18 protein-coding genes are annotated in these 22,379 nt (G+C 65.9%); 6 read left to right on the forward strand and 12 right to left on the reverse strand.

Features of this window, described 5'->3' with window-relative positions; genetic code table 11:
* Positions 1-28: 28 nt before the first annotated feature.
* The 3 genes from ACUJB0_RS12380 to ACUJB0_RS12390 all read left to right on the forward strand — a co-directional run bounded on the left by ACUJB0_RS12380 (position 29) and on the right by ACUJB0_RS12390 (position 4,398).
* Positions 29-997, forward strand: a complete 969-nt coding sequence (locus ACUJB0_RS12380; protein ID WP_444845483.1) for a CobD/CbiB family protein — start codon at positions 29-31, stop codon at positions 995-997.
* Positions 998-1,220: 223 nt separating this feature from the next.
* Positions 1,221-1,556: a DUF3579 domain-containing protein gene (locus ACUJB0_RS12385; RefSeq protein WP_117015476.1), complete on the forward strand. Its 336-nt coding sequence runs from the start codon at positions 1,221-1,223 to the stop codon at positions 1,554-1,556.
* Positions 1,557-1,647: 91 nt separating this feature from the next.
* Positions 1,648-4,398 carry a M16 family metallopeptidase gene (locus tag ACUJB0_RS12390; protein WP_444845484.1) on the forward strand — a complete coding sequence of 917 codons (2,751 nt, stop codon included), beginning with the start codon at positions 1,648-1,650 and terminating at the stop codon, positions 4,396-4,398.
* Positions 4,399-4,423: 25 nt separating this feature from the next.
* Here the strand turns inward: ACUJB0_RS12390 and ACUJB0_RS12395 are convergent, their stop codons facing one another.
* A complete protein-coding gene (locus ACUJB0_RS12395) occupies positions 4,424-5,023 on the reverse strand; it encodes a hypothetical protein (RefSeq protein WP_444845485.1) in 600 nt (199 codons plus the stop codon).
* Positions 5,024-5,218: 195 nt separating this feature from the next.
* Between ACUJB0_RS12395 and ACUJB0_RS12400 the strand changes: the two genes are divergently transcribed.
* A complete protein-coding gene (locus tag ACUJB0_RS12400; RefSeq protein WP_444845486.1) occupies positions 5,219-5,479 on the forward strand; it encodes an acylphosphatase in 261 nt (86 codons plus the stop codon).
* A gap of 15 nt (positions 5,480-5,494) precedes the next feature.
* On the opposite strand, the gene ACUJB0_RS12405 is transcribed toward ACUJB0_RS12400, so the two are convergent.
* The 3 genes from ACUJB0_RS12405 to ACUJB0_RS12415 all read right to left on the reverse strand — a co-directional run bounded on the left by ACUJB0_RS12405 (position 5,495) and on the right by ACUJB0_RS12415 (position 10,308).
* A complete protein-coding gene (locus tag ACUJB0_RS12405; protein WP_444845487.1) occupies positions 5,495-6,505 on the reverse strand; it encodes a serine hydrolase domain-containing protein in 1,011 nt (336 codons plus the stop codon).
* Positions 6,492-7,484: a cupin-like domain-containing protein gene (locus ACUJB0_RS12410; RefSeq protein ID WP_444845488.1), complete on the reverse strand. Its 993-nt coding sequence runs from the start codon at positions 7,482-7,484 to the stop codon at positions 6,492-6,494. Before ACUJB0_RS12410 ends, ACUJB0_RS12405 begins: the two co-directional genes overlap by 14 nt.
* Positions 7,485-7,566: 82 nt before the next feature.
* Positions 7,567-10,308 (reverse strand): TonB-dependent receptor, encoded by a 2,742-nt coding sequence (locus ACUJB0_RS12415; protein WP_444845489.1) that lies wholly within the window; start codon positions 10,306-10,308, stop codon positions 7,567-7,569.
* Between the two features lie 410 nt (positions 10,309-10,718).
* Here ACUJB0_RS12415 and ACUJB0_RS12420 point away from each other — a divergent pair, with 410 nt between their 5' ends.
* A complete protein-coding gene (locus tag ACUJB0_RS12420) occupies positions 10,719-11,474 on the forward strand; it encodes a GntR family transcriptional regulator (RefSeq protein ID WP_161084455.1) in 756 nt (251 codons plus the stop codon).
* 14 nt (positions 11,475-11,488) lie between these two features.
* A complete protein-coding gene (locus ACUJB0_RS12425) occupies positions 11,489-12,871 on the forward strand; it encodes a glycoside hydrolase family 18 protein (RefSeq protein WP_444845490.1) in 1,383 nt (460 codons plus the stop codon).
* A 31-nt stretch (positions 12,872-12,902) separates the two neighbouring features.
* Here ACUJB0_RS12425 and ACUJB0_RS12430 read toward each other — a convergent pair whose 3' ends face one another.
* The 8 genes from ACUJB0_RS12430 to ACUJB0_RS12465 form a co-directional block, all read right to left on the reverse strand.
* A complete protein-coding gene (locus tag ACUJB0_RS12430; protein WP_444845491.1) occupies positions 12,903-14,204 on the reverse strand; it encodes a hypothetical protein in 1,302 nt (433 codons plus the stop codon).
* 105 nt (positions 14,205-14,309) lie between these two features.
* Positions 14,310-15,476 carry an ABC transporter ATP-binding protein gene (locus ACUJB0_RS12435; protein WP_444845492.1) on the reverse strand — a complete coding sequence of 389 codons (1,167 nt, stop codon included), beginning with the start codon at positions 15,474-15,476 and terminating at the stop codon, positions 14,310-14,312.
* Between the two features lie 4 nt (positions 15,477-15,480).
* The gene (locus ACUJB0_RS12440) at positions 15,481-16,782 is read right to left on the reverse strand and encodes an MFS transporter (protein WP_444845565.1); all 1,302 of its coding nucleotides are present in this window, start codon (positions 16,780-16,782) and stop codon (positions 15,481-15,483) included.
* Between the two features lie 27 nt (positions 16,783-16,809).
* Positions 16,810-18,303 carry a beta-N-acetylhexosaminidase gene (gene nagZ, locus ACUJB0_RS12445; RefSeq protein ID WP_444845493.1) on the reverse strand — a complete coding sequence of 498 codons (1,494 nt, stop codon included), beginning with the start codon at positions 18,301-18,303 and terminating at the stop codon, positions 16,810-16,812.
* Positions 18,300-19,106, reverse strand: coding sequence for a carbohydrate ABC transporter permease (locus ACUJB0_RS12450; protein ID WP_444845494.1), 807 nt, complete (start codon positions 19,104-19,106; stop codon positions 18,300-18,302). Before ACUJB0_RS12450 ends, nagZ begins: the two co-directional genes overlap by 4 nt.
* Positions 19,103-20,035, reverse strand: coding sequence for a carbohydrate ABC transporter permease (locus ACUJB0_RS12455; protein ID WP_444845495.1), 933 nt, complete (start codon positions 20,033-20,035; stop codon positions 19,103-19,105). Before ACUJB0_RS12455 ends, ACUJB0_RS12450 begins: the two co-directional genes overlap by 4 nt.
* A 1-nt stretch (position 20,036) precedes the next feature.
* Positions 20,037-21,251 (reverse strand): ABC transporter substrate-binding protein, encoded by a 1,215-nt coding sequence (locus ACUJB0_RS12460; RefSeq protein WP_444845496.1) that lies wholly within the window; start codon positions 21,249-21,251, stop codon positions 20,037-20,039.
* Positions 21,252-21,364: 113 nt separating this feature from the next.
* Entirely contained in the window at positions 21,365-22,378 is a 1,014-nt protein-coding gene (locus tag ACUJB0_RS12465) for an SIS domain-containing protein (RefSeq protein WP_161095944.1), read from the reverse strand.
* Position 22,379: the final 1 nt, after the last annotated feature.

A 22,379-nucleotide genomic window follows, 5' to 3' on the forward strand; every position in this document is an offset into this window, starting at 1 on the left:
CAAACTTAGCCGACTCAAAGGATCACTAATGACTTTTCTTTCCATTCTATGCGCGCTGCTGATCGAGCAGATGAAGCCGCTGCGCGCAGACAATCCGATCTACGCTGAAATCAAGCGCCTGGCGTTGCGGATGGAGATCTGGTTCAACGCCGGCGATTCGACCCACGGCCGCATGGGCTGGTTCCTGATGATGGCCCTGCTGATGGTGCCCACCGCGCTGATCTACTGGGTCCTCAAGCACTACAACTGGTTCCTGGCGGCGTTCGCCTGGAACGTGCTGATCGTCTACCTGACGCTGGGCTTCCGCCACTACAGCCACTATTTCACCTCGATCCAGTTGGCGCTCAACGCCGGCGACGACGCCACGGCGCGCGCGCTGCTGGCCGAGTGGACCAAGCAGGACACCGTGGGCATGGAAGCGTCCGAGATCGCCCGCCTGGCGGTCGAGAAGTCGCTGATCACCACGCACCGCAATGTGTTCGGGGTGTTCTTCTGGTTCCTGATGCCGCTGGGCCCTGCCTGCGCGGTGATGTACCGCGTGGCCGAGCACCTGGCGCGCGCCTGGAACGAACCTGAGCACATGCGCAACGAAGCCTTCGGCCAGTTCGCCGCGCGCGCCTTCTACTGGATCGACTGGATCCCGGTGCGCCTGACCGCCGTGGCCTTCGCCGTGGTGGGCAACTTCGAGGATGCGATCTACGCCTGGCGCAACTTCGCCCACCGCTGGGCGGACGAGGCGATCGGCATCATCCTGTCGGCCGGCGGCGGCGCCATGGGCGTGCGCCTGGGCACGCCGGCGGAGAACGCGGCCAAGCTGCTGCCGGCCGATGCCGCCACGGTGGACCTGGGCGACGAGGAGCCGGACATGCTGCCGGGCGAGGAGCCGAGCGTGCGCGCGCTGCAGAGCACGGTGGGCCTGGTGTGGCGCGCGCTGCTGCTGTGGATGATGTTGTTATTGCTGCTGTCGGGCGCGGTCTGGCTCGGAGCGACCCCTTAAGCGGGTACAATAGCGGCATTGCTGTGGTGCGGAAAGATGATCTTTCTGCACCAAAGTGGTTAATCGCGCTGAAAACCGGATAGAAATCAATGACTTACGTATTTAGGTCTTCTATAAGATATAATACGTAAGATTCTTACAGAATGATATCCGCCCGAGCGACCAGTCGGGATTATTCACGCATTCTTGTTACCAACAAGTATCTACTCCTAAGCAGCCGCCCATGGCAGAGTCAGCCCTCAAACCGTCAGAACAGCTGGATTCGTTCTTCATCCTTGGCCGCACCAGCAATGGCCGGCAGTTCCGTCCCAGCGACTGGGCCGAGCGCCTGTGCGGGGTGATGTCCTGCTTCAAGCCGGAAGGTTACGGCGGCGGCCGCGACTCCCACCTGCAGTTCTCGCCCTACGTGACGCCGACCGTGATCGACGGCGTCAAGTCGGTGGTGGTGAACGGCAAGCTGCGCCAGCTCGAACCGCTGGCCTACCACTTCGTCATCTCCTTCGCCAAGGACAACGACCTGCAAATGGTCGACGCCTGCATCCTGCCCGAAAAGGCCTGATCCCCGTCATTTAAAATTCGCTTAAGCGACTACCCACGAGGGCGGGGTAGGGCGTATGCTGCCTGTTCTTCAGTTTTTTTCGCGAGAGAACATGCACAACAGCCGCTTGAAACACGCCGCCGCCGCCAGCCTGATGCTGTGCGGCCTGTCCTTTGTCGCCACCGGCAGCGCGTGGGCGCAGGCCTTGCCGGCCGGCGTGGTCAAGGGACCGTCGGTCGAGGGCATCACCGAGTACCGGCTGCCGAACGGTTTGAAGGTGCTGCTGTTCCCGGATGCTTCCAAGCCCACCGTGACGGTCAACGTCACCTACCTGGTCGGCTCGCGGCACGAGAACTACGGCGAGACCGGCATGGCCCACCTGCTGGAACACATGATGTTCAAGGGCGCGCCCAAGAACCGCAGCATCCCGCAGGAATTCGCCAACCGCGGCATGGAGTTCAACGGCACCACCTCCTACGACCGCACCAACTACTACGAGGTGTTCCAGGCCAGCCAGGACAACCTGAAATGGGCGCTGGACATGGAGGCCGACCGCATGGTCCATTCCTTCATCGCCCGCAAGGACCTCGATTCCGAGATGACGGTGGTGCGCAACGAGTACGAGAGCGGCGAGAACGATCCCTTCTCGGTGCTGCTCAAGCGCATGCAGAGCGTGGCGTATGACTGGCACTCGTATGGCCGCTCCACCATCGGCAACCGCAGCGACATCGAGAACGTGCGCATCGAGAACCTGCAGGCCTTCTACCGCACCTACTACCAGCCGGACAACGCGGTGCTGCTGGTGGCCGGTAAATTCGATCCGTCGCAGACGCTGGCCTGGATCAGCAAATCGTTCGGCGTGATCCCGAAACCCAAGCGCAGCCTGCCGCCGTTCTGGACGGTCGAGCCGACGCAGGACGGGGAGCGCAGCTTCGTGGTGCGGCGCAAGGGCGACATGCAGGTGATCGCGCTGGGCTACAAGATTCCATCGGCCTTGCAGCAGGATAGCGACGCGCTCAGTTTCATGTCCGAGATTTTGGGCGATACGCCGACCGGCCGCCTGCACAAGGCGCTGGTGGAGAGCGGCAAGGCGGCGCAGGTGTTCAGCTTCGGCCAGACCGGCTATGCGCCGGGCCTGCAGATCATCGGCGCGGTGGTGAAGGCGGGCCAGCCGCTGGAGCCGGTGCGCGATGCGCTGATCGCGACGGTGGAGGGCTTCGCCAGCACGCCGCCGACGGCCGAGGAGATGGAGCGCGCGCGGCGCAATTTCGCCAACGGCATCGAGAAGTCGCTCAACGATCCGCAGCGGGTGGGCGTGAGCATGTCGGAGGAGATCGCGCTGGGCGACTGGCGTCTGCTGTTCGAGGGCCGCGACAAGCTGCCGACCATCACGCCGGAGCAGGTGGCTGCGGCGGCGGGGCGCTACCTGAAGCGCGACAACCGCGTGGTGGGCAGCTTCGTGCCGGAGGATGCGCCGCAGCGCGCCGAGATTCCGGCCGCGCCTTCGGTGGCGGAGGTGATGAAGGACTTCAAGGGCAAGGACAGCGTGCTGACGTCGGAGGTGTTCGATCCGAGCCAGGCCAACATCAATGCGCGCACCGAGATCAAGACCATCGGCGGCTTGAAGGTCGCGCTGTTGAGCAAGAAGAATCGCGGCGAGGCGGTGTCGGTGGACCTGCAGCTGCATTGGGGCGATGAGAAGAACCTGTTCAACACGGCCATCGTGTCGAACGCCGCCAACGAGATGCTGATGCGCGGTACCAGCAAGTACACGCGCGAGCAGCTGGCCGACGCCTTCGCCAAATTGAAGGTCAGCGGCAGCCTGTATCGCTTCGATACCACGGGGCCGAACCTGGACGCGGCGCTGCGCCTGGTGGCGCATGTGCTGAAGGAGGCCAGCTTCCCGGCGGCGGAGTTCGAGCAGTTGCGCCAGCAATGGCTGGTGGCGATCGAGGCGTCGCGCAACGAGCCGCAGTCGCTGGCGCGCACGGAGGTGGACCTGTATTTCAACCACTATCCGAAGGGCGACGTGCGCGCGCCGATGTCGGTGGACGAGCAGCTGGCGGCGGTGAAGGCGCTCAAGCTGGAGGACGTGGTCGCGTTCCACCGCGATTACTACGGCGCCAATCACGGCGAGCTGGCGATCGTCGGCGATTTCGACAAGGCGGCGATCGGCAAGACCATCGCCGACAGCTTCTCCGGTTGGGATAGTAAAGTCGCCTATGCGCCGGTCACTTCGACCAACGAGGACAAGGCGCCGCTGCACAAGACCATCAACGCGCCGGACAAGGAGAACGGCTTCTATACCGCGCGCATGAACCTGGACCTGAACGTCAACGATCCGGATTATCCGCTGCTGGACCTGGCCAACTATATCTTCGGCGAGGGCGGTTTGAAATCGCGGCTGATGGACCGCATCCGCCAGAAGGACGGCTTGTCGTACGGCGGCGGCTCGGGCCTGCAGCCGGGCGAGATCGACCGCGCCGGCAGCTTCGGCATCGACGCCATCGCCGCGCCGCAGAACCTGAAGAAGCTGGAGACGGCGATCCAGCAGGAGCTGGACCGGGCGGTGAAGGGCGGCTTCACGGCGGCTGAACTGGCGGGCGCCAAGTCCGGCCTGTTGCAGCAGCGGGTGCAGAACCGGTCGAAGGACAGTGTGCTGGCCGCCGGCTGGACGCGCAATCTGTACATGAACCGTACCTACAGCTGGAGCAAGGAGTACGAGGACAAGCTGAAGGCGGCCACGCTGGAGCAGGTCAACGCCGCCTTCCGCAAGGCGATCGATCCGGCCCGGCTGACGGTGGTGATGGCGGGCGACGAGGCCAAGGCGAAAGGCGCCGCGCCTGCCGTGAGCGCAAAATAATCTGCCGGGGGATGCCCCGGCGGCGTTAGTGGATGTCGTCCAGCTGGTCGTGCGCGCGGCGGTAGCGGGGCAGGCGGCGTTCCAGCGTGTTCTGCGACTGGTGGTTCGCGTGTTCGACCAGCGTCAGCGCGGTGCTCAATGCGGCGCTCATGGCTTTGGCGGCGGCTGCCATCGCTTCTGCCGGTGTCATGGGCGCCTTGGCTGCCAGTGCGTTCTGGCGGGCGCGCAACTGGGCGGCCTTGGTCCAGTTCTTTTCGCCGGGGAAGCGTATCCAGAGTTCCAGCCAGGCGTTGCGGGCGTCGCCGCAGGTTTGTTGTACCATCTGATTCGGTGAGACCGCCTCGCCGCGGAAGATGAGGTCGTCGCCGATCACCTCGGCTCCTTGCCAGGTGTCGCCGCTGTGCACGCGCAGGCGCGTGCCGTCGGGGAGGAATAGCTGCTTCCATTGATAGCCGCGCACCGGGGCCGCGTCTTCGCGGCTCTTCGCTATCCATAGTTTGATGGCGCCGGCGATGGCTTCGGCGGGTGTCAGCGGGCTGCCGCTCTGGTGCAGGAAATCGCAGAGCTCGTCATACGCGGCGGGAGGGACCTGGGGGGACGTTTTTTGAGACCTTGTGGTATTCATTACTGATTCTCCTGTCTGGTTTTTGCTGTCGCCTTCTATTTCTCTCTGTTGGACCAGCGCCCAAAAAAAGAGTTCGGAAATGACGAAAATAGAGCAAAGCAGAGAGCCAATTCAGTGAGGTCTGTCCAAGGGCCGTGCAGATAGGACCCCACCCTGTATTCTGTTGGAAATTTTGGAGGTGTCGTGATTCGACTGATGATAGAGGGACGGGTGCAGGGTGTCGGCTATCGCGCTTCGTTTGCCGGGCAGGCGAAGGCGCTGGGTTTGGCCGGCTGGGTGCGCAACCGGCGCGATGGTTCGGTGGAGGCAGCGGTGGAGGGCGAGGCGAAAGCTGTGGAAGCCATCATCGCCTGGGCGAGGCGCGGGCCGCCGGCCGCCACGGTGACGAATGTCGCCGTCGAGGAGACGATGGAGCAGGCTGCGCCTGACGGCTTCAAGATTTTGCCGACGCTGTAGGCCGGCCGCGCGCCGCTATTCGCTGGCCGCCAGCACGGCTTTCAGGATGTTTTCGGAGCGCAGCTGGCCGTAGCCTTTGCCGTAGGCGCTGGAGGTGACGACCACCACCGACCGCAGCGCGGGAACGATATAAATCTTATTGCCGCCGTTGCCGGAAGCGAAGTACACGGGGATCTGGCGCCCGCCGACGGACTGGGTTTTGGCGTACCAAAAATAGCCATAGTGATCGGCGTAGCGGTCCCCTGATCCGATGTCCACGTGCGGGGCCAGCATGGCTTCGATCCATGCGGCGCTGAGCACTCTGCGGCCTTGATATAAGCCTTTGTCCAAGACCATCTGGCCTATCGCGCCCAGGTCGCGCGTGCGCATCGACAGGTTGCCTTGTCCCTTGACGTGGCCTGCCGCGTCGCGCCCCCAGCGCCAGTTTGAAATGCCGAGTGGGGCGAACAGGTTCACGCGCGCGAATTGTTCGAGGTCCGTGCCGGTCGCCTGTTCCACAGTCAGGCCGGCGATGTAGGCCGTCATGGAGTTGTAGCGGTATTGCGTGCCGGGCGTGGTCTTCATCGGCGTGGCCAAGGTGAAGGCAACGGGATCGGCTGCTTCGTCCATCTTGTCTTCATTGCCGGCCGAGGCGGGATCGTCGTCGAACGCGTCCAATCCCGAGCGCATGGTCAGCACGTTATCGAGCGTCACGCCGGCGAAGGCCGATTGGCCGGCGGCCTTCCAGTACGTGGAGGCCTTGTCGGTCGCCGCGCTGATCTTGCGCTGGTCGACCGCAGCACCCACCAGCAGCGCCGTGATGCTCTTGCCCGCCGAGCGGACGTCGTGCAGGGTGTCGGCGGTCTCGCCGTTGTAATAGCGCTCGGCGACGATGGCGCCGTTGCGCATCACCAGGATGCTGCGCAGGTCAGGGTGTTCGTCGTGGTCCCATGCCGCCAGGACGTTCGCTGGCAGCTGCTGCGCCGCCGCGCCGCACAGGATGGCGGCCAGTACCAGCAAGGCGCCCAGGTGCCTATTCAGGTTCATCGACTGCTCCAGTGGCAGGGCGCGGGCGCGCGTTGCGCAATACGCCCTGCTTGTGCGCGGGGATGTGGGCCGACGGGTCTTGCGCCGGATCGAACACGTAATGCTGGAAGATCGCGCCCCATGCGGCGCGCAGTTCCGGCGGCTGGTGCTTCATGCTTTGCAGCGTGGCGACCAGCGCTTCGAAGGTGGTGCCGGCGTCCGGCGCCGGCTGCTCGTTCTTCCACCAGTAGTTGACCATCATGTTCAGGATGCCGTTCGATTGCACGTGGTGCCACCACAGCGGCGGTATGAACAGCGCGTCGCCCGGCAGCAGGTCGGCCACCAGCGCCGCTTCCATCGCCTGCTTGAAGCGTGGGTGGCGCTCGTAATCCGGCGCGCGGAAGTCGACCATGCTGATGGGCGTGGGCGTCGGCGCGAAATCCAGCGGGCCGATATACAGGTTGCCGATTTGTTCGGGCGGGAACAGCGTGAAGCGCCGCTCGCCGCTGACCACGCAGGCCAGGTTGTACGATTCGTCGAAGTGCGCCGGCGTGGTGATGGTGTTGCCCAGCCAGAGGCGCGGCCGCACCGACGGCGGCAGCGCCGGCGCCACGTTGTGCGCCGCGAACCCTGGTATGCACTCGTCGACCAGCGCGCTCTGGATCGCCACCGACGGCGGCGCATCGAACTGCGAGTAGCGCGCCAGCTGCTCGATCACCTTCGATACCGGCACCTTGTTGCGCACGAAGTTGAAGCTTTCCATGTCCGGCTTGTAGAACAGCCGTCCGCGCTGGTCCGGCGGCGTCATCACCGCGTCCACTTCATGGCCGCTGTCGAACTCCATCAGGTACTGGCACAGCGCTTCCGGCGCCTGCCGCGCCTTGTGCACGGCCGGCCAGTGGCGCACGAAGCCGCGCAGGATGGCGGGCCGGTAGCCGCCGGCGATCTCGCTGTAAAAGCGCGCCGGGTCGAGGTCCAGGTATTCGGGGATCTGGTTCATGATTCGTATGATGGCATAAAAAACCCGCCAGGGCCGGGAGCGGCCGTGGCGGGAACAGACTACACAATGAAACGGTTACAGATTAATACTTGATGTGCAGGCCAGCGTAGTACTGCGCGCCGTTGGCGTAGAAGCGCGCCGGCTGGTCTTTGTTGTAGATGTAGTTCTTCAGGATCGGATTGTTCAGGTTCTGGCCACTGAGCGTCAGCACGATGTTCTTGCTGATGTTGTAGTTGAACGAGGCCGAGACGGTGCCGGTGGCGTCCTGGTACAGCGGCGTGCCGCGGTCCTGGGCGGCCAGGAAGGCCGAACGCCATGCGTAGCTCAGGCGGACGTTGAACTTGTCGTTTTCGTAGTACACGCCGGCGTTGGCCGTGGTCTTCGAAGCGCCCAGCATGTCGCACGGATCGCCGGAGGTCGAGGTCTGCATCGCAGGGCAGGCACCGAAGTTCAGGTGCGAGTCGGCGAAGGTGGCGTTGGCGTCGAAGCCGTAGCCCATGCCCACCGGTACCTGCGCCGCCAGTTCCAGACCCTTGACCTTGGCGCCGACGTTGATCGGCGAGGTGATGCTGTAGGTCGCGAACACGGGCTTCTTCTGTTCCTGCGAGGCGCGGGTGTCGATGAAGGTGCCGGTGCTGGTGCCGTAGCCGACGTAGTCGTGCAGGTCCATGAAGAACACGCCGGCCGACAGCAGGGCGCGCGGTGCGAAGTACCATTGCAGGCTGGCGTCCAGGTTGTTCGACTTGACCGGTTTGAGCGCCGAGTTGCCGCCGTTGCCGGTGTGGGTCTCGTCGGTCAGGATCACGGCGCCGCCCAGCGCGCCGTAGTCGGGACGGGTCATGGTGCGCGACAGGCCGACGCGGGCCACCAAGTCCGAGCGCAGGTCGAACTTCAGGTTCAGGCTAGGCAGCGGGATGGTGCTGTTGTTGTCGATCGCGGTCTTCTTGACGAAACCACCCCATGGATACGCTGGCAGCGTTTCGCCGGCCGGCTGGTTAGGCAGGATCTGGTAGCCGTTCGAGGTGCCCTCGGTGCGCACGATGCGCAGGCCGACGTTGCCGTTCCAGCCGTCGCCTTCCATCTCGGCCTGGGCGTAGATCGCTTTGGTGTTTTCCTTCAGGTCGAACATGTCCTGATAGTAGGTGCGCGAGACGTCGCGGTTGGAGTGCAGGTCGCCCCAGGCGTTGAGGATCGAAGGGTCCAGCAGCCAGACGTTTTTAGGGAAGTCGCCGCCCAGGTCCTTGCCGAAGTTGCCGGGATAGGTGGTGCCGTTCCAGGCCGGGTTGGTGGTGTTGCCGCCGACGTCGGTGTTGGACCAGTTCGGGCCCTGCGCCACTTCGAAGTTGGAGCGGGTGTGGTGCGTGCCGCGCACGCCGAACTTGATCTCGCGGAACACGCCGTTGTCGAGCGCGAAGGCGGCGTCGATCTGGCCGTAGGTTTCCTTGTCGTCGGTGGTGGCCGGCGAGACGCCGAACACCCAGTCCAGCGGCGTGCCGGTGAACTTGGAGACGTCGATGTTGGGGAACTTGACGTTGGCCGGACTGCCCAGGCCATTCAACTGGTAGCTGGCGCCGGAGTTGTTGACGTCGCCCTCGAACACGCCCTGGCTAGGCGTGACGCCCTTGCCCTTGGTGCCGCCGGCCTTGGCGGTGAACACCAGCTTGTCGGTGGCGCGCCATTTGCCGTCCAGGTCGAAGAACTCGGTCTGCGCGTAGGCGCCTTCGCGGACGATGTCGTCGACGATGCCGTAGCGCAGCGGCTTGGCGGCCGTGCCCTTGTTGGCGAACGAGGCCGACACCAGCGTGCCGTTGCGGATCACATAACCCGGATCAGGCGCCACGCCCGAACCCAGCATGCCCGAGCCGTTCATGTCGGTCATGTAGTTGGTGTTGTAGTTGGAGGCGTCCATCTTCGAACGGAAGTAGGTGGCTTCCAGGCTCAGGTCGCGGCTGGGCTTGAACTGCAGGTCGATCAGGCCGCCCTTGCGCTTGCGCTCCTGCTGGAACAACGAGGAGCCGATCAGGCGCGGGAACCAGACGTTGGCCAGGTCCGGATTGGTCTTGACGGCGGCATTGGTCGGCGCCACCTGGGTCCACTGCAGCAGCTCCTGGCCGTCGCGGCGCAGGCTGCGTTTTTCCGAGAAGCCCTGCACCATCAGGCCCAGCGTGCCGGCCTCGTTCTTCCAGTTGAACAGCGCGCTCACCTGCGGGTCGGTTTTCTCCGGCAGCGTGGCGTACACCGCCTGCACCGTCGCCTCCATCGAGATCGGCTGCTTGAAGTCCAGCGGATGACGGGTGCGGATGTCGATCGAGCCGCTCGAGCCGCCTTCGATCTGGTCGGCGGTCGGGGCCTTGTAGACCACCACCTGGCCGACGATCTCGGACGGCAGCAGCGAGTACGAGGCCGAGCGGCCAACCGCGCCGCCCACCTGGTCCAGCACGAACCAGTCGCCCGACGACACGGCGTGGCCGTTGATCAGGGTCTGGGTCAGCGACGGGGCGGTGCCGCGCATCGAGACGCGGTCGTTTTCATCGAAGCCGCCCGAGCCGGCGCCCGAGGTGGAGATGTTCACGCCCGGCACGCGCTGCAGCGAGTCGGCGACGTTCTTGTCCGGCATCTTGCCGACGTCTTCGGCGGTGATCACGTCGACGTTGCTCGACGCGTTGCGCTTGACCGACAGCGATTGCTGCAGCGAGCCGCGGATGCCGCTGACGATGACGACCTCCGGCTCCTTGTCCGTCGCGGCCTGCTGCGCCTGGGCGTTGATCGACACGCTCAGTGTCAGGATGGCCGCAGCCGTCGCGATAGGCGTCAGTTTGGACATTTTGGTGTTATTTGAATTGTGATACATGTACCCTCCCGTTGATGAAGGCTCCGCCGAGCCAACTGATTGTTGATGTGTAATTCTTTTTTACTTCTTACCAAACCACCTACAAAACCAATCCAACGCCAATATACCTGTCTTTTAATACCAGATCACTACCACTTTAAAATTCTTTTTTGTTATGTTGTATGCGGCATACACAACGTGGCTTGGAAGGCAATTGAATACCGGATGTGTGGTGGTATGGCGGCCACCCGTGCCGCTCTGCAACAGCCTGAAAGCGAGAATTCATGAGGGTTTGCGGGGTGGTGTCAAAAATATTCGCGGCGCGCGCCACGCGCGGTGACGGCACGCTGGTCTTTTTTTGGTATTATCGATTGACAACGACAAAACAGGATGGCCACTTCGTCATGAGCAGCGATTCCACCACCGCACTGGTACACATCCGGGCGCACCTCAGTGAGACCAGTAACCTGCCGCTGTACCAGCGCCTGCAGCGGGCGCTGCGCTCGGCCATCGAGCAGCACCTGCTCAAGCCGGAGGACGCGCTGCCGGCCGAGCGCCAGCTGGCGGCCGACCTGGCGATCTCGCGCATCACGGTGCGCAAGGCCATCGACGGGCTGGTGGGCGAGGGCGTGCTGGTGCGCCGGCCCGGCTCGGGCAACTTCATCAACACCCGCATCGAGAAGAACTTCGCCAAGCTGACCTCCTTTTCCGAGGACATGCGGGCGCGCGGGCGCACGCCGCGCAGCGTGTGGCTCAAGCGCTCCGAGGGCACGGTCACGCCGGACGAGGCGATGCGGCTGCGGCTCAGCCCCGGCGCGGCGGTGTACCGCTTCCACCGCATGCGCTACGCCGACGATGTGCCGATGTGTCTGGAGTACGCGACCATCGTGGCGTCCTGCCTGCCGTCGCTGGAGGCGGTGGACGTGTCGATGTACGACGCGCTGGAGCGGGCCGGCAACCGTCCGGTGCGCGCCTTGCAGCGCTTGTCCGCGCTGCTGCTCAACGCCGAACAGGCCGCGCTGCTGCAGGCCAAGGAGGGCGACGCCGGCCTGGCGGTCGAGCGCCTGGGCTTTCTGCGCGACGGCCGCGCGGTGGAGTTCTGCCGCTCCTACTTCCGCGGCGACATGTACGACTTCGTGGCGGAACTGAACGCCGGCTAACCTTGCAAGGATCTATGAACACGCATCGCCTCAAACGCTGGACCATGGCGGCCGCACTGGCCGCCGCGCTGCCGGCCATTGCCAACGCCGGCGCCAATGCTGCCGCTGCCTCCGGTGCCGCCACCGCAGGCGCTTCGGCCAACGCCATTGCCACCGCCACCACCGCCGGCGGCGCGCCGGAAATCGTCGGCTACTACCCCGGCTGGAAATCGGACGCCTTCCCCGTCACCGCCGCCAACGTCGACGCGGGCCGGCTGACGATGGCCTTGTACGCCTTCCTCGACGTCTGCTGGAACGGCAAGCATGGCAACCCGGAACCGTCGGTCAACTACGTGGCGCCATGCCAGGACGCGGCGGGCGACGCGCAATCGGCCAACGGCGCGCTGGTGTTCCGCGACGCCGCCAAGGACGGCGCCAACCTGCGCGCGCTGGTGGCGATGAAGCGGCGGCATCCGAACTTCAAGGTGGTGGTGTCGGTCGGCGGGTGGGACTGGTCGAACCAGTTCTCCAACGTGGCCGACAGCGCCGAGGCGCGCGCCAGCTTCGTCGCCTCGTCGGTGAAGCTGATGCGGCGCTTCGGCCTGGACGGCGTCGACATCGACTGGGAATACCCGACCGAGGCCGGCGTGCCTTGCGTGGCGGGCGCCGTGTGCGCAAGGCCGGCCGACAAGCGCAACTTCATCACGCTGGCGCGCGAACTGCGCGCGGCCTTCGACGCGGCCGGGCGGCAGGACCGCAAGCACTACAGCATCACCATCGCCGCCGGCGGCAACGCCAACTACGTCAACGACGGCGCGGCGGGCGGCGGCTGGATCGCGGAACTGGCGCGGAGCCTGGACTGGATCAACATCATGACCTACGACTTCCACATGCCGTGGGAGAAGCGCAGCGGCCACCACGCCGCGCTGTACGCCGACGTCGCCGACCCGGTGACGGCCGACGGCTTGTACGCGTCGGCGTCGGCGCAGCGCTACCTGCGGGCGGGCGTGGCGGCGGACAAGCTGGTGATGGGCGTGCCGTTCTATGGCTACGGATGGAAGGGCTGCGCGCCCGGCGCGGCCGGCGACGGCCAGTACCAGGACTGCGACGGCGGCGCCGGCGGCGGTGTCGATGGCGGGAATTCGTACGGCTTCGGCCACCTGCTCAAGCTGGGCTACCTGACGGCGGGCCACGAGGGCGGGCAGGGCTTCAAGCGCCACTGGAACGGCGCGGCCAAGGCGCCGTACCTGTACCGCGCGGCGGACCGCGTCTGGATCAGCTACGAGGACCCGGCCTCGCTCGAGGAGAAGGCCCGCTACGTCAAGGCGCAGGGCCTGCGCGGCGCGATGTTCTGGGAGCTGAGCGCCGACGGCGGCCAGCAGATGCTGCGCGCCCTGTCGGCGGCGATGCGCAAATAAAAAAACCGGCGCGAGGCCGGTTTTGCTTGGATTACTTGGCTTCCGGCTGTGGCGCCGGCGGGTTCTGGAACATGATCCAGTAGCGCGCCAGGTCGCCGCGGCCGTCGTTGCCGGTGATGGTCTCGAGCAGCTTGACCGATTCGTCCTTCTTGCCGGCGATGGCCAGCGCGTAGCCCAGGCGCAGCTTGGCGTCCTCTGGATTCTTGGCCACGCCCTTGGCGATACCCTGCTTCATCAGCTCGATGCCCTTGTCCTTCTGGCCCAGGGTCACGTAGTTGTAGCCCAGGTTGACCAGGCCGACGCCGTCCTTGGACTTCTGCGCGGACTCGATGCCCTTGTCGATGTTCTTGGCATCGTCGGCGGCGCCCTTGTTGGCGCTGTCGCGGATCTTCTGCAGCGCGGCCTTGTTCTTGTCGGCCGGGATGGCGCCCGGGTAGCCCTTGTCCATGGCGATCTTCGCTTCGGTGAAGAAGCCGCCCAGCACCGCCAGCTCGGCGATTTCGGCGTAGTCCTCGGGCTCCATCTTGGACGGCGCGGCCAGCGCCTTCAGGCGGGCGATGTCCAGGTCCAGGCGCGGCGCGTAGGCCTTCTTGCCGCGGGTGCGGTTGAGCAGGTCGAACCAGTAGTCCTCGGTCGGATAGTAACGGGTCAGTTCCTCGACCGCCTGCAGATACAGCTCGGTGTCCTTGGTCTTGATGCCGACGTTGCCCAGCAGGTTCAGCTCATCCTTCGGCGGGACCGCGCCGGTCTTCTTGGCCGCCTCGATGTCCTTCAGCGCCTCGGCCTTGGCGGTGGCGAAGTCGTTCTTGAAGAAGTAGGAGCGCACGATGAACTGGCGCTGCTTGAGCGTGTCGCCCGACTCGGTGCCGTAGCGGGTGAACCAGGCGATGGCCTGGTCATAGTCCTTGATGTTGCTGTAGTAGATGCCGCCGACGGCGTCGATGAAGCGCAGCTTGTCCTCCGGCTTGAGGCGGCCGGAGTCGATCATCTCGCCCAGCGCCTTGACGGTGGCGGGATAGTCGCCGGTGGCCTGGCCCAGTTGCACGCGCATCTGGTTCAGCACGAAGGCCTCGTACGGCGTCACGTTCGGCATGGCGGCCGAGGTGTCGATGCGGTTCTTGAATTCGGTGTAGTTCTTGGCCGCCAGCAGTTCCTTGGTCTGGGCCGGATCGATCAACTTGTAGATCTCGGGACGCACGGCATCCTTCGGCGGCTCGGCCGGTTTGGCGGCTTCGGCGGCGTAGACGGGCGACATGCCCAACACGGCCGGTACGGCGTTCAGGCCGATGGCGGCCAGGATCAGGCTAATACGAGCGAGACGAATGTGGGACATGAATTATCCTTCTATCAGACAAATTAGAGGGCCGGCGGGTAAGCCATGCCATCGCGACAGTGTAAACCCGCGTATTGTTACATAAAACGGGGCGAAACCACGAATTCAAGCGTGTAGCGGGGCGCGCGCCAATGCCCGGCCGGCGGCGTCGAACAGCAGGCAGCGCGCCGGCGGCAGATGCACGCGCGCGCGGCCGCCGGGGTGCGGCGGCGGCGCCTCCGCGCCCTGTTTGACGGCGATCATCTCGCCCATGCCGGCCAGCGTGGCGTAGACGATGGACTGGTCGCCCAGGTACTCGACGTGGCCGACGCCGACGTCGATGGTGTTGGCCTGATTGTCGGCCTGCCCCGCGCCGGCGATGGACAGGTGCTCGGCGCGCACGCCCAGCGTGACGCGGTCGCCCATCGCGACGCGGTTGTCTGGCGCGGCGCCGTCGCCCGGCGTGGCGTGGCCGGCGTGCGGCGGGCCGACGTCCACGTCGACGATGGCGCCGCCGGGCAGCAGCACGCTGGCGCGCCGCGCCGACGCGGCGACCACCTCGCCGGCGATGAAGTTCATCCTCGGCGTGCCGAGGAAGCCGGCCACGAACAGGTTGGCCGGATGGTTGTACAGCTCATGCGGCGTGCCGACCTGCTCGATGCGGCCGGCGTTGAACACGGCGATGCGCTGGCCCAGCGTCATCGCCTCGACCTGGTCGTGGGTCACGTAGATCATGGTGGTCTTCAGTTCCTGGTGCAGGCGGCTGATCTCGACGCGCATCTGCACGCGCAGGCTGGCGTCCAGGTTGGACAGCGGCTCGTCGAACAGGAACACCTCCGGCGTGCGCACGATGGCGCGGCCGATGGCGACGCGCTGGCGCTGGCCGCCGGACAGCTCCTTCGGCCGGCGCTTGAGCAGCGGCGCGATCTGCAGGATGGCCGCCGCGCGCTCCACCGCCGCCGCCACCTCGGCCGGCTTGCGGCCGGCCAGCTTGAGCGCGAAGGCCATGTTCTCGTACACCGTCATGTGCGGATACAGCGCGTAGGACTGGAACACCATGGCCAGCTTGCGCTGCGCCGGCGCGACGCCGTTGGCCAGCGCGCCGCCGATGTGCAGCGTGCCGCCGCCGATGTCCTCCAGGCCGGCGATCATGCGCAGCAGCGTGGACTTGCCGCAGCCGGAGGGGCCGACAAAGACCATGAATTCGCCGTCGGCGATATCGAGGTCGACGCCGTGGATGACCGGCGTCTTGTCGTAGCTCTTGACGATCTGTTTGAGGCTGACGCTGGCCATCCGCTTAACCCGCGTGCACGGCTTGCGGCGCCGGCGCTTCCTCGGGCTGCGGGCGCGCGGTCATCGGAATGAGCTGCGACAGCACCGCCACCGGGATCGCGCACAGCATCACCCACACGAAGAAGTGCTGGTAGCCCAGCGACAGCTGGATGTCGCCGCTGAACAGTTTGAACAGCACAAAGCCCAGCTGCATGATGCCGGTCGAGAAGGCGTAATGGGCGGTCTGGTATTTGCCCGGCGCGACCACCTGCATCATGTACAAAATCAGGCCGACGAAGCCGAAGCCATAGCCGAACATCTCCACGCTGAGCGCCACGCCGATCACCGACAGCTCGGTGGGCTGGAACACGGACAGCAGGTAGAACGCGACGTTGGGCAGGTTGACCGCGAGGATCAGCCACAGGATGGCGCGCTTGAGGCTGAGCCACGAGGTGAAGTAGCCGCCGGCGATGCTGCCGACCACGAAGGCCACGGTACCGACGGTGCCATACACGGCGCCCACTTCGGCGGTGGTCAGCCCCAGGCCGCCGAGGTGGCGCGCCTCGCGCAGGAACAAGGGGCCGATCGACTGCACCTGCGCCTCGCCGGCGCGGAACAGGATGATGAACACGATCGACACCCAGATGCCGGGCTTTTTGAAGAATTCGACGATCACCTCCCACAGCGTGCGGGCGATGGCGCCGGCGTTGGTGTCGGCGGTGACGGCGTTCTTCGCGGTCGGCAGCGCCCAGCTGTTGTACAGGCCCAGCGCCACCATGATGGCGGCCAGGATGCAGAAGCTGATGGTCCATGCCGGCACCACGCCCAGCGTCTTCTCGAAGTGGCCGGCCAGCAGCAGCAGGCCGCCGGTGGTGAAGAATTTGCCGGCGTTGAAGAAGGTGCCGGTCCAGCCGGCGTACTTGGCCTGGCCTTTTTCATCGAGGCTGGCGATGTACAAGCCGTCGCACGAGATGTCGTGCGTGGCCGACGAGATGCCGACCAGCGCGAGCATCGCCATGCAGGCCGCGAACCAGAACGGCGCGTGCAGCGCCAGCGCCACGCCGCCCAGGCACAAGCCGCCGAAGACCTGGAAGCCGACCACCACCAGCTTCTTGCTGCTGGCCAGTTCCAGGAAGGGGCTCCATAAGGGCTTGAACACCCAGGCGAAGCCGATCAAGCCGGTCCAGTGATTGAGCTCGTCGTTGGGCACGCCCATGCTCTTCAACATCTGGTTGGCGACGATCGCCACCGCGAAGAACGGCAGGCCCTGCGCCAGGTACAGGCTGGGCACCCAGAACCTCGGGTCGCGTATTTTTTTGTTGTCCATCATGTTGCCTCCTCCCCGATTGAATTGTTATGCGAAGCCGGGCACCGGTGCGTTGCCGGTGGCTTCCAGTTCGCCGCACAGCCAGCCGTTGACCGCGTCCAGCGCCGGCTGGGCGAAGCCGTAGGTCATCAGCGACGGCGACTGGATGTCCAGCGCCTGGTATGGGTTCCACAGCGCCAGGTGCAGGTCCGGCTTCCACGTCGTGCGCGCGTGCTCGCCGTAGCGCAGGCGCGAGGTCGAGGCCAGGATGGTGAAGCGGCCGTCCTGCGGCAGCGCGCTCCAGTCGAAGGTGTCGGCGTCGGCAAAGGTCAGTAGCTCGACGTCGTACAGCCGGCGCAGCGAGGCCGCCACGCCTTCGGCCGGCACGCCGGCTTCGGACACGCCGTCGCTGACCACGTCCTGGCGCACCACCAGCCGCACCTGCGCGCCCGGCGCCGGACGCACCGGCGCGCGGTACGCGGTCAGGCTGCGGCGCCAGCCCTCGGCCATCAGCTCGCGGTCGGCCGCGTCTTCCTTGTAGGAGCGCGGCTTGCATGGATAGGCCAATGCCAGCGCGGACAGGCGCGCCAGGCGCTGCTCGATCTCCGCCATCGGCACCTCGCCCGAGGCGATGGCGGCGGCGATGGCGTCCAGCGTTTCGTTCTGCGTCTCGGTGGTGCCGAGCGCCATCACCATGTCGGCGCCGGCGGCCAGCGCGCGCACGGCTGCGTTGCCCACGCCGTAGCGGCCGGCGATGGCGTGCATGTCCATGCCGTCGGTGATGACGATGCCCTTGTAGTGCCATTCGTCGCGCAGCAGGTCGTGCAGGATGCGGCGCGACAGCGAGGCCGGATTGTCGGCGTCCAGCGTCGGGTAGACGATGTGCGCGGTCATCATGGCGGGCGCCTGGCCGGCGGCCATGCGGAACGGCGCGAACTCGAACTGCGCCAGTTCCTCCAGCGGTTTGTTCACGGTCGGCAGGGCGCGGTGCGAATCGACGTTGGTGTCGCCGTGGCCGGGGAAGTGCTTGACGCAGCAGGCCACGCCCTCCGCGTGGCTGCCCGCCATCCAGGCCATCGCCAGTTCGGTGGCGCGCTTCGGATCGGCGCCGAAGGAGCGCTCGGCGATCACCGGGTTGTCCGGGTTGTTGTTCAGGTCCAGCACCGGCGCGAAGTTCCAGTTGAAGCCCAGCGCCTTGACCGCGCGCGCCACGGCGGCGCCGGTGCGGCGGGCCAGGTCGGTGTCGTCGGCGGCGCCCAGGCCCATGGCGGCCGGCGGCGCCGGCACCCAGGTCGAGCGCACCACGGCGCCGCCTTCCTGGTCGATGGCGATCAGCGACTCGGGGCCCATCACGGCGCGCAGGTCGGCGGTCAGCTTGGCCAGCTGTTCGGAGCCGGTCATGTTCCCGCGGAACAGGCAGACGGCGCGGATGCCGTTGGCCTGGATGAAGTCCGCGGTGGCGGCATCGAGCACGGTGCCGGGGAAGCGGATCATGATCAGTTGTCCGGCGAGTTTTCTGAGGTCGTTTTGGGTTGGGGTCATTTCACAGCTCCGTCCATGCCACGCATGAAGAATCGTTGGGTAAATAGGAAGGCTGCCAGCGTTGGCAGGATGGTCAATATGGTGCCGGCGGCGATCACGCGCGTGCTGCTGCCGAAGGTGCCGCGCAAATACAGCACGCCCACCGACAGGGGGAATTCGTCGGGTTTGCTCATCACGATGGATGGCCAGATGTATTCGTTCCAGGCTTCCACCGCCGTCAGGATGCCGACCGTGGCCAGCCAAGGGGCGATCAGCGGCAGCATGATCCTGCTGAAGATGGTCCATTCGGAGGCGCCGTCGACGCGGGCGGCGTCGATCAGGTCCTGCGGCACTTCCTCGAAGGCCTGCTTGAGCAGCAGGATGGCGACCGCCGTCACCACGTTGGGCAGGATCACGCCGGTGTAGGTGTCGACCAGGCTCAGTTTCGTCACGGTGATGAAGTTGACCAGGAAGTTCACCTCGGACGGCAGCACCAGCGTGGCGAGGATCAGGCCGAACACCAGCCTGCGGCCCTTGAAGCGCATGCGCGCCAGCGGGTAAGCGGCGGCGGAGCACAGCGCCAGCTTCCAGAACACTGTGCAGGCGGCGATCAGCACCGAGTTGCGGAAGAAGGACCAGATCGGGATTGCCTTGAACACTTCGATGAAGTTGTCGAACGACGGCTGCTTCGGCCAGAAGGTCGGCGGGAAGGCGAAGATATTGCCCTCGGTGGAGATGGCCGTGACCAGCGTCCACCAGAAAGGGAACACGCAGACGACCGCGATCGCGCAGAGCAGCAGGTAGTGGGCGGCGGTCTTCATCATCGGTGCTTGGGTTTTATGTAGCGCAGGCAGAGCAGGGCGATGCCGATGCAGAAGATGGACATGACGAAGCTGGCGGCCAGCGCGCGCGGCAGCTTGAGGTGCTTGAGGCCTTGGTCGTAGGCGTAGTACAAGCCGGTGAAGGTGGAGTTCATCGGGCCGCCCTGGGTCAGCACGTCGACTTCCTGGTAGGCCTTGAGCGCGGCCAGCACCGACAGGATGGAGCAGACCATGATGGTGGGGCGCAGCATCGGCACGGTGATTTGCCAGAATCGCTGCCAGCGGTTGGCGCCGTCGAGGATGGCCGCTTCCTGCATGTCGGCGGGGACGGCCTGCAGCGCGGCCAGGTACATCACCATGTACCAGCCAAGGCCGCGCCACAGCGTGACGAACATGATGGCGAACAGCGCCAGGCTGTCGTTGGAGAGCCAGCCGACCGGCGCGCCGACCAGCCGCATCGTCATCAGCACGTAATTGAGCGCGCCCTGTTCGTGGAACATGAAGCCCCACATGATGCCGACCACCGAGACCGTGGTCACCACCGGCACGTAGAAGGCGGCGCGGAAGTAGCGGATGCCGGGCAGCTGGTTGTTGACCAGTACCGCGAGGCCCAGGGCGCCGATCTGCACGAAGGGCACCATCAGCAGGAACACCAGCGAGTTTTTCAGGCCGGTGACGAACATCTCGTTGTCGAAGATGTAGCGGAAGTTGTCCAGGCCGACCCAGTGGGTTTCGCGTATCAGGCTGTAGTCGGTGAAGGCCAGGAAGGAACCGAAGGCCACCGGCCAGAACGAGAACACCGCCAGCAGCGCCAGCGCGGGGGCGAGGAACAGCCAAGCGGTGAGGTTCACGCGGCGCGCGGACGCGGGCTTGGCGGCGGGCGTCGTGGCGAGCGCGCTGGCCTGGGCCGGGGCGGGATGGGCGTCGCGCATGTCAGTGGCTCCGCTGCGCGGCGAGTTTCTTGTTCCAGATGGCCACCGCCTGGTCCAGCGCCTGCTTCACGTCCTGCTTGCCGGTGACGCCGGCTTCGACGGCCTTCACCAGGTAGCGGCGCAGTTCATCGTAGTCGGTGATGCCGGCCACGTACAGTGTGTGCGAATGCGGCATCGACACGGCGCCTGCGGATACGGCCTTTTCGGCCGCGCCGGCGCCCGGCGGCACGGTGGTGAAGAAGGGATCGTTGGCCGCCTGCGCCATCGCCGGATACACGCTGGCCTGCTTGGCGAAGGCCAGCTGGTTGGCGTCGTTGGTCAGGTAGCGGGCGAACTTGCCGACCGCCGGCAACAGTTTCGCGTCGACGTTTTTTGGCACGGCGAAGTGGATCAACCAGCCGCCGTCGGCGATGCCGGTGGGGCCGAGCGGCGCGGGGGCCACGTCGGTGATGGCGTAGATGTCCTTGGCGTCGGTCTCGATGCGCTTGACGGCCGTCGGTGGCGCCAGCAGCATGCCGAGGCGGCCGCCCTTGTAGGCGTCGATCGCGGCGGGGAAATTATCCTCGGCGAACAGCGCGTCCTTCAGCAGGCCGCCGGCCTTGTAGGTCTCGGCCAGCTTGGCGATCAGCGCGATGTGGGCGGGCGAGTTGAACACCGCCTTGCCGTCGCGGATCACGGGCAGGCCTTGCTGCATCATCAGGCCGTCGATCTTGGACAGCGCGGGACACAGACCGGCCTTGCCGGTGCGGGCGGCGATCTGGCGCGCGAACAGCAGCTGCTCGTCCAGGTCGCGCGGCGCGTGCGGGATGCCGGCGGCTTTGAAAATTTGCGTGTTGTAGGCGATGACGGCGACGTTGCTGTACATCGGGAAGCCGTAGGTCTTGCCGCCGAAGCGCAGGTCCTCCAGCGTGCTGGGAAGGTAGCGCGGGCGGGCGTCGCCGAGCAGCGCGTCGACCGGCGCGAGCAGGCCGTCGCGGGCGAATTCGTCGGCCCAGGGCACGTTCAGGTTGACCAGCGCGGGCGGAGTGCCGGCGACGATGCGCGTCACCAGCTTGGTCTGGATGACGTCCCATGGGAAGTCGACCCATTCGACTTTCACTCCCGGATTGCCGGCTTCGTAGTTTTTCACCAGCGTCTCAAAGTAGGGAGTGAACTTGGGCTTCATGCTGAAGGTCCAGAATTCGATTTTCTCGGGCGCCGCGAGGGCGACAGACATGGCCAGCGCCGCCGTCATTCCCGCGAAGGCGGAAATCCATGCTGAGCGTGCACGCCGCTTCAGTATGGCTCCCCGCGTGCGCGGGGATGACGGTTTTGCGTGCGGCATTGCTCTTAGTTGGTCTTGGTGACTTTGCTCAGGTGGCGCGGCGCGTCCGGGTCCATGCCGCGCGCGGCCGACAGCTGGGCCGCCATCACGTAGAAGGCCTGGATCGCGACGATCGGGTCCAGGTCCGGCGTGGCGGCGACCGGCAAGGTCAGGTCGCGCTCGGCCACGTCGGCCGGCGCGGCCAGCAGCACGCGCGCGCCACGGCCGCGCATCTCGGACGCCAGCTGCAGCAGGCTTGCCTGCGTCGGGCCACGGGTGGCGAAGATCACCAGCGGATAGCCTTCCTCGATCAGCGCCATCGGGCCGTGCTTGATCTCCGCGCCGCTGAAGGCTTCCGCCTGCAGCGCCGAGGTTTCCTTGAATTTCAGCGACGCCTCCAGCGCCACCGGGAAGCTGATGCCGCGTCCCACCACCATGATGTTGCGGGCCGGCGCCAGCACTTCGATGGCCGAGGTCCAGTCCTCCTTGGTCGCCGCGCGCAGCGAGTCGGGCAGGGCCTCCAGGCCGGCCAGCAGCTCCGGATCGTTCTGCCACGCGGCCACCAGGCGCGCGCCCGCCACCATGCTGGTGATGAAGCTCTTGGTCGCGGCCACGCTCTGCTCTTTGCCGGCGCGCAGCGGGATCGCCCACTCGGCGGCGTGCGCCAGCGGCGAATCGATGTCGTTGACCAGCGCGATGGTGGTGGCGCCGCCGTCGCGGAAGTACTTGATCGGCTCGACCACGTCCGGGCTCTGGCCCGATTGCGAGATCGAGATCGCCAAGGTGTCGCGGGTGATCAGCGGCGACTTGTTCAGGGTGACCAGCGACATCGGCAGCGAGGCCACCACGCGCCCCAGGCGCGCCATGATCAGGTAGGCCGCGTAGGCGCAGGCGTGGTCCGAGCTGCCGCGCGCGATGGTCAGCGCGGTCGAGAAGGACGTGCTCCTCAATTTGCGGCCCAGCTCCGCGTAACGGTCTCCATCGCTGGCCAGCTGCAGGGCTACGCAATCAGCGGCGGACAGGGCTTCTTTCAACATCATT

Source organism: Duganella caerulea (genome assembly GCF_040362985.1).
GTDB classification, from domain to species: domain Bacteria; phylum Pseudomonadota; class Gammaproteobacteria; order Burkholderiales; family Burkholderiaceae_D; genus Rugamonas; species Rugamonas vulcania.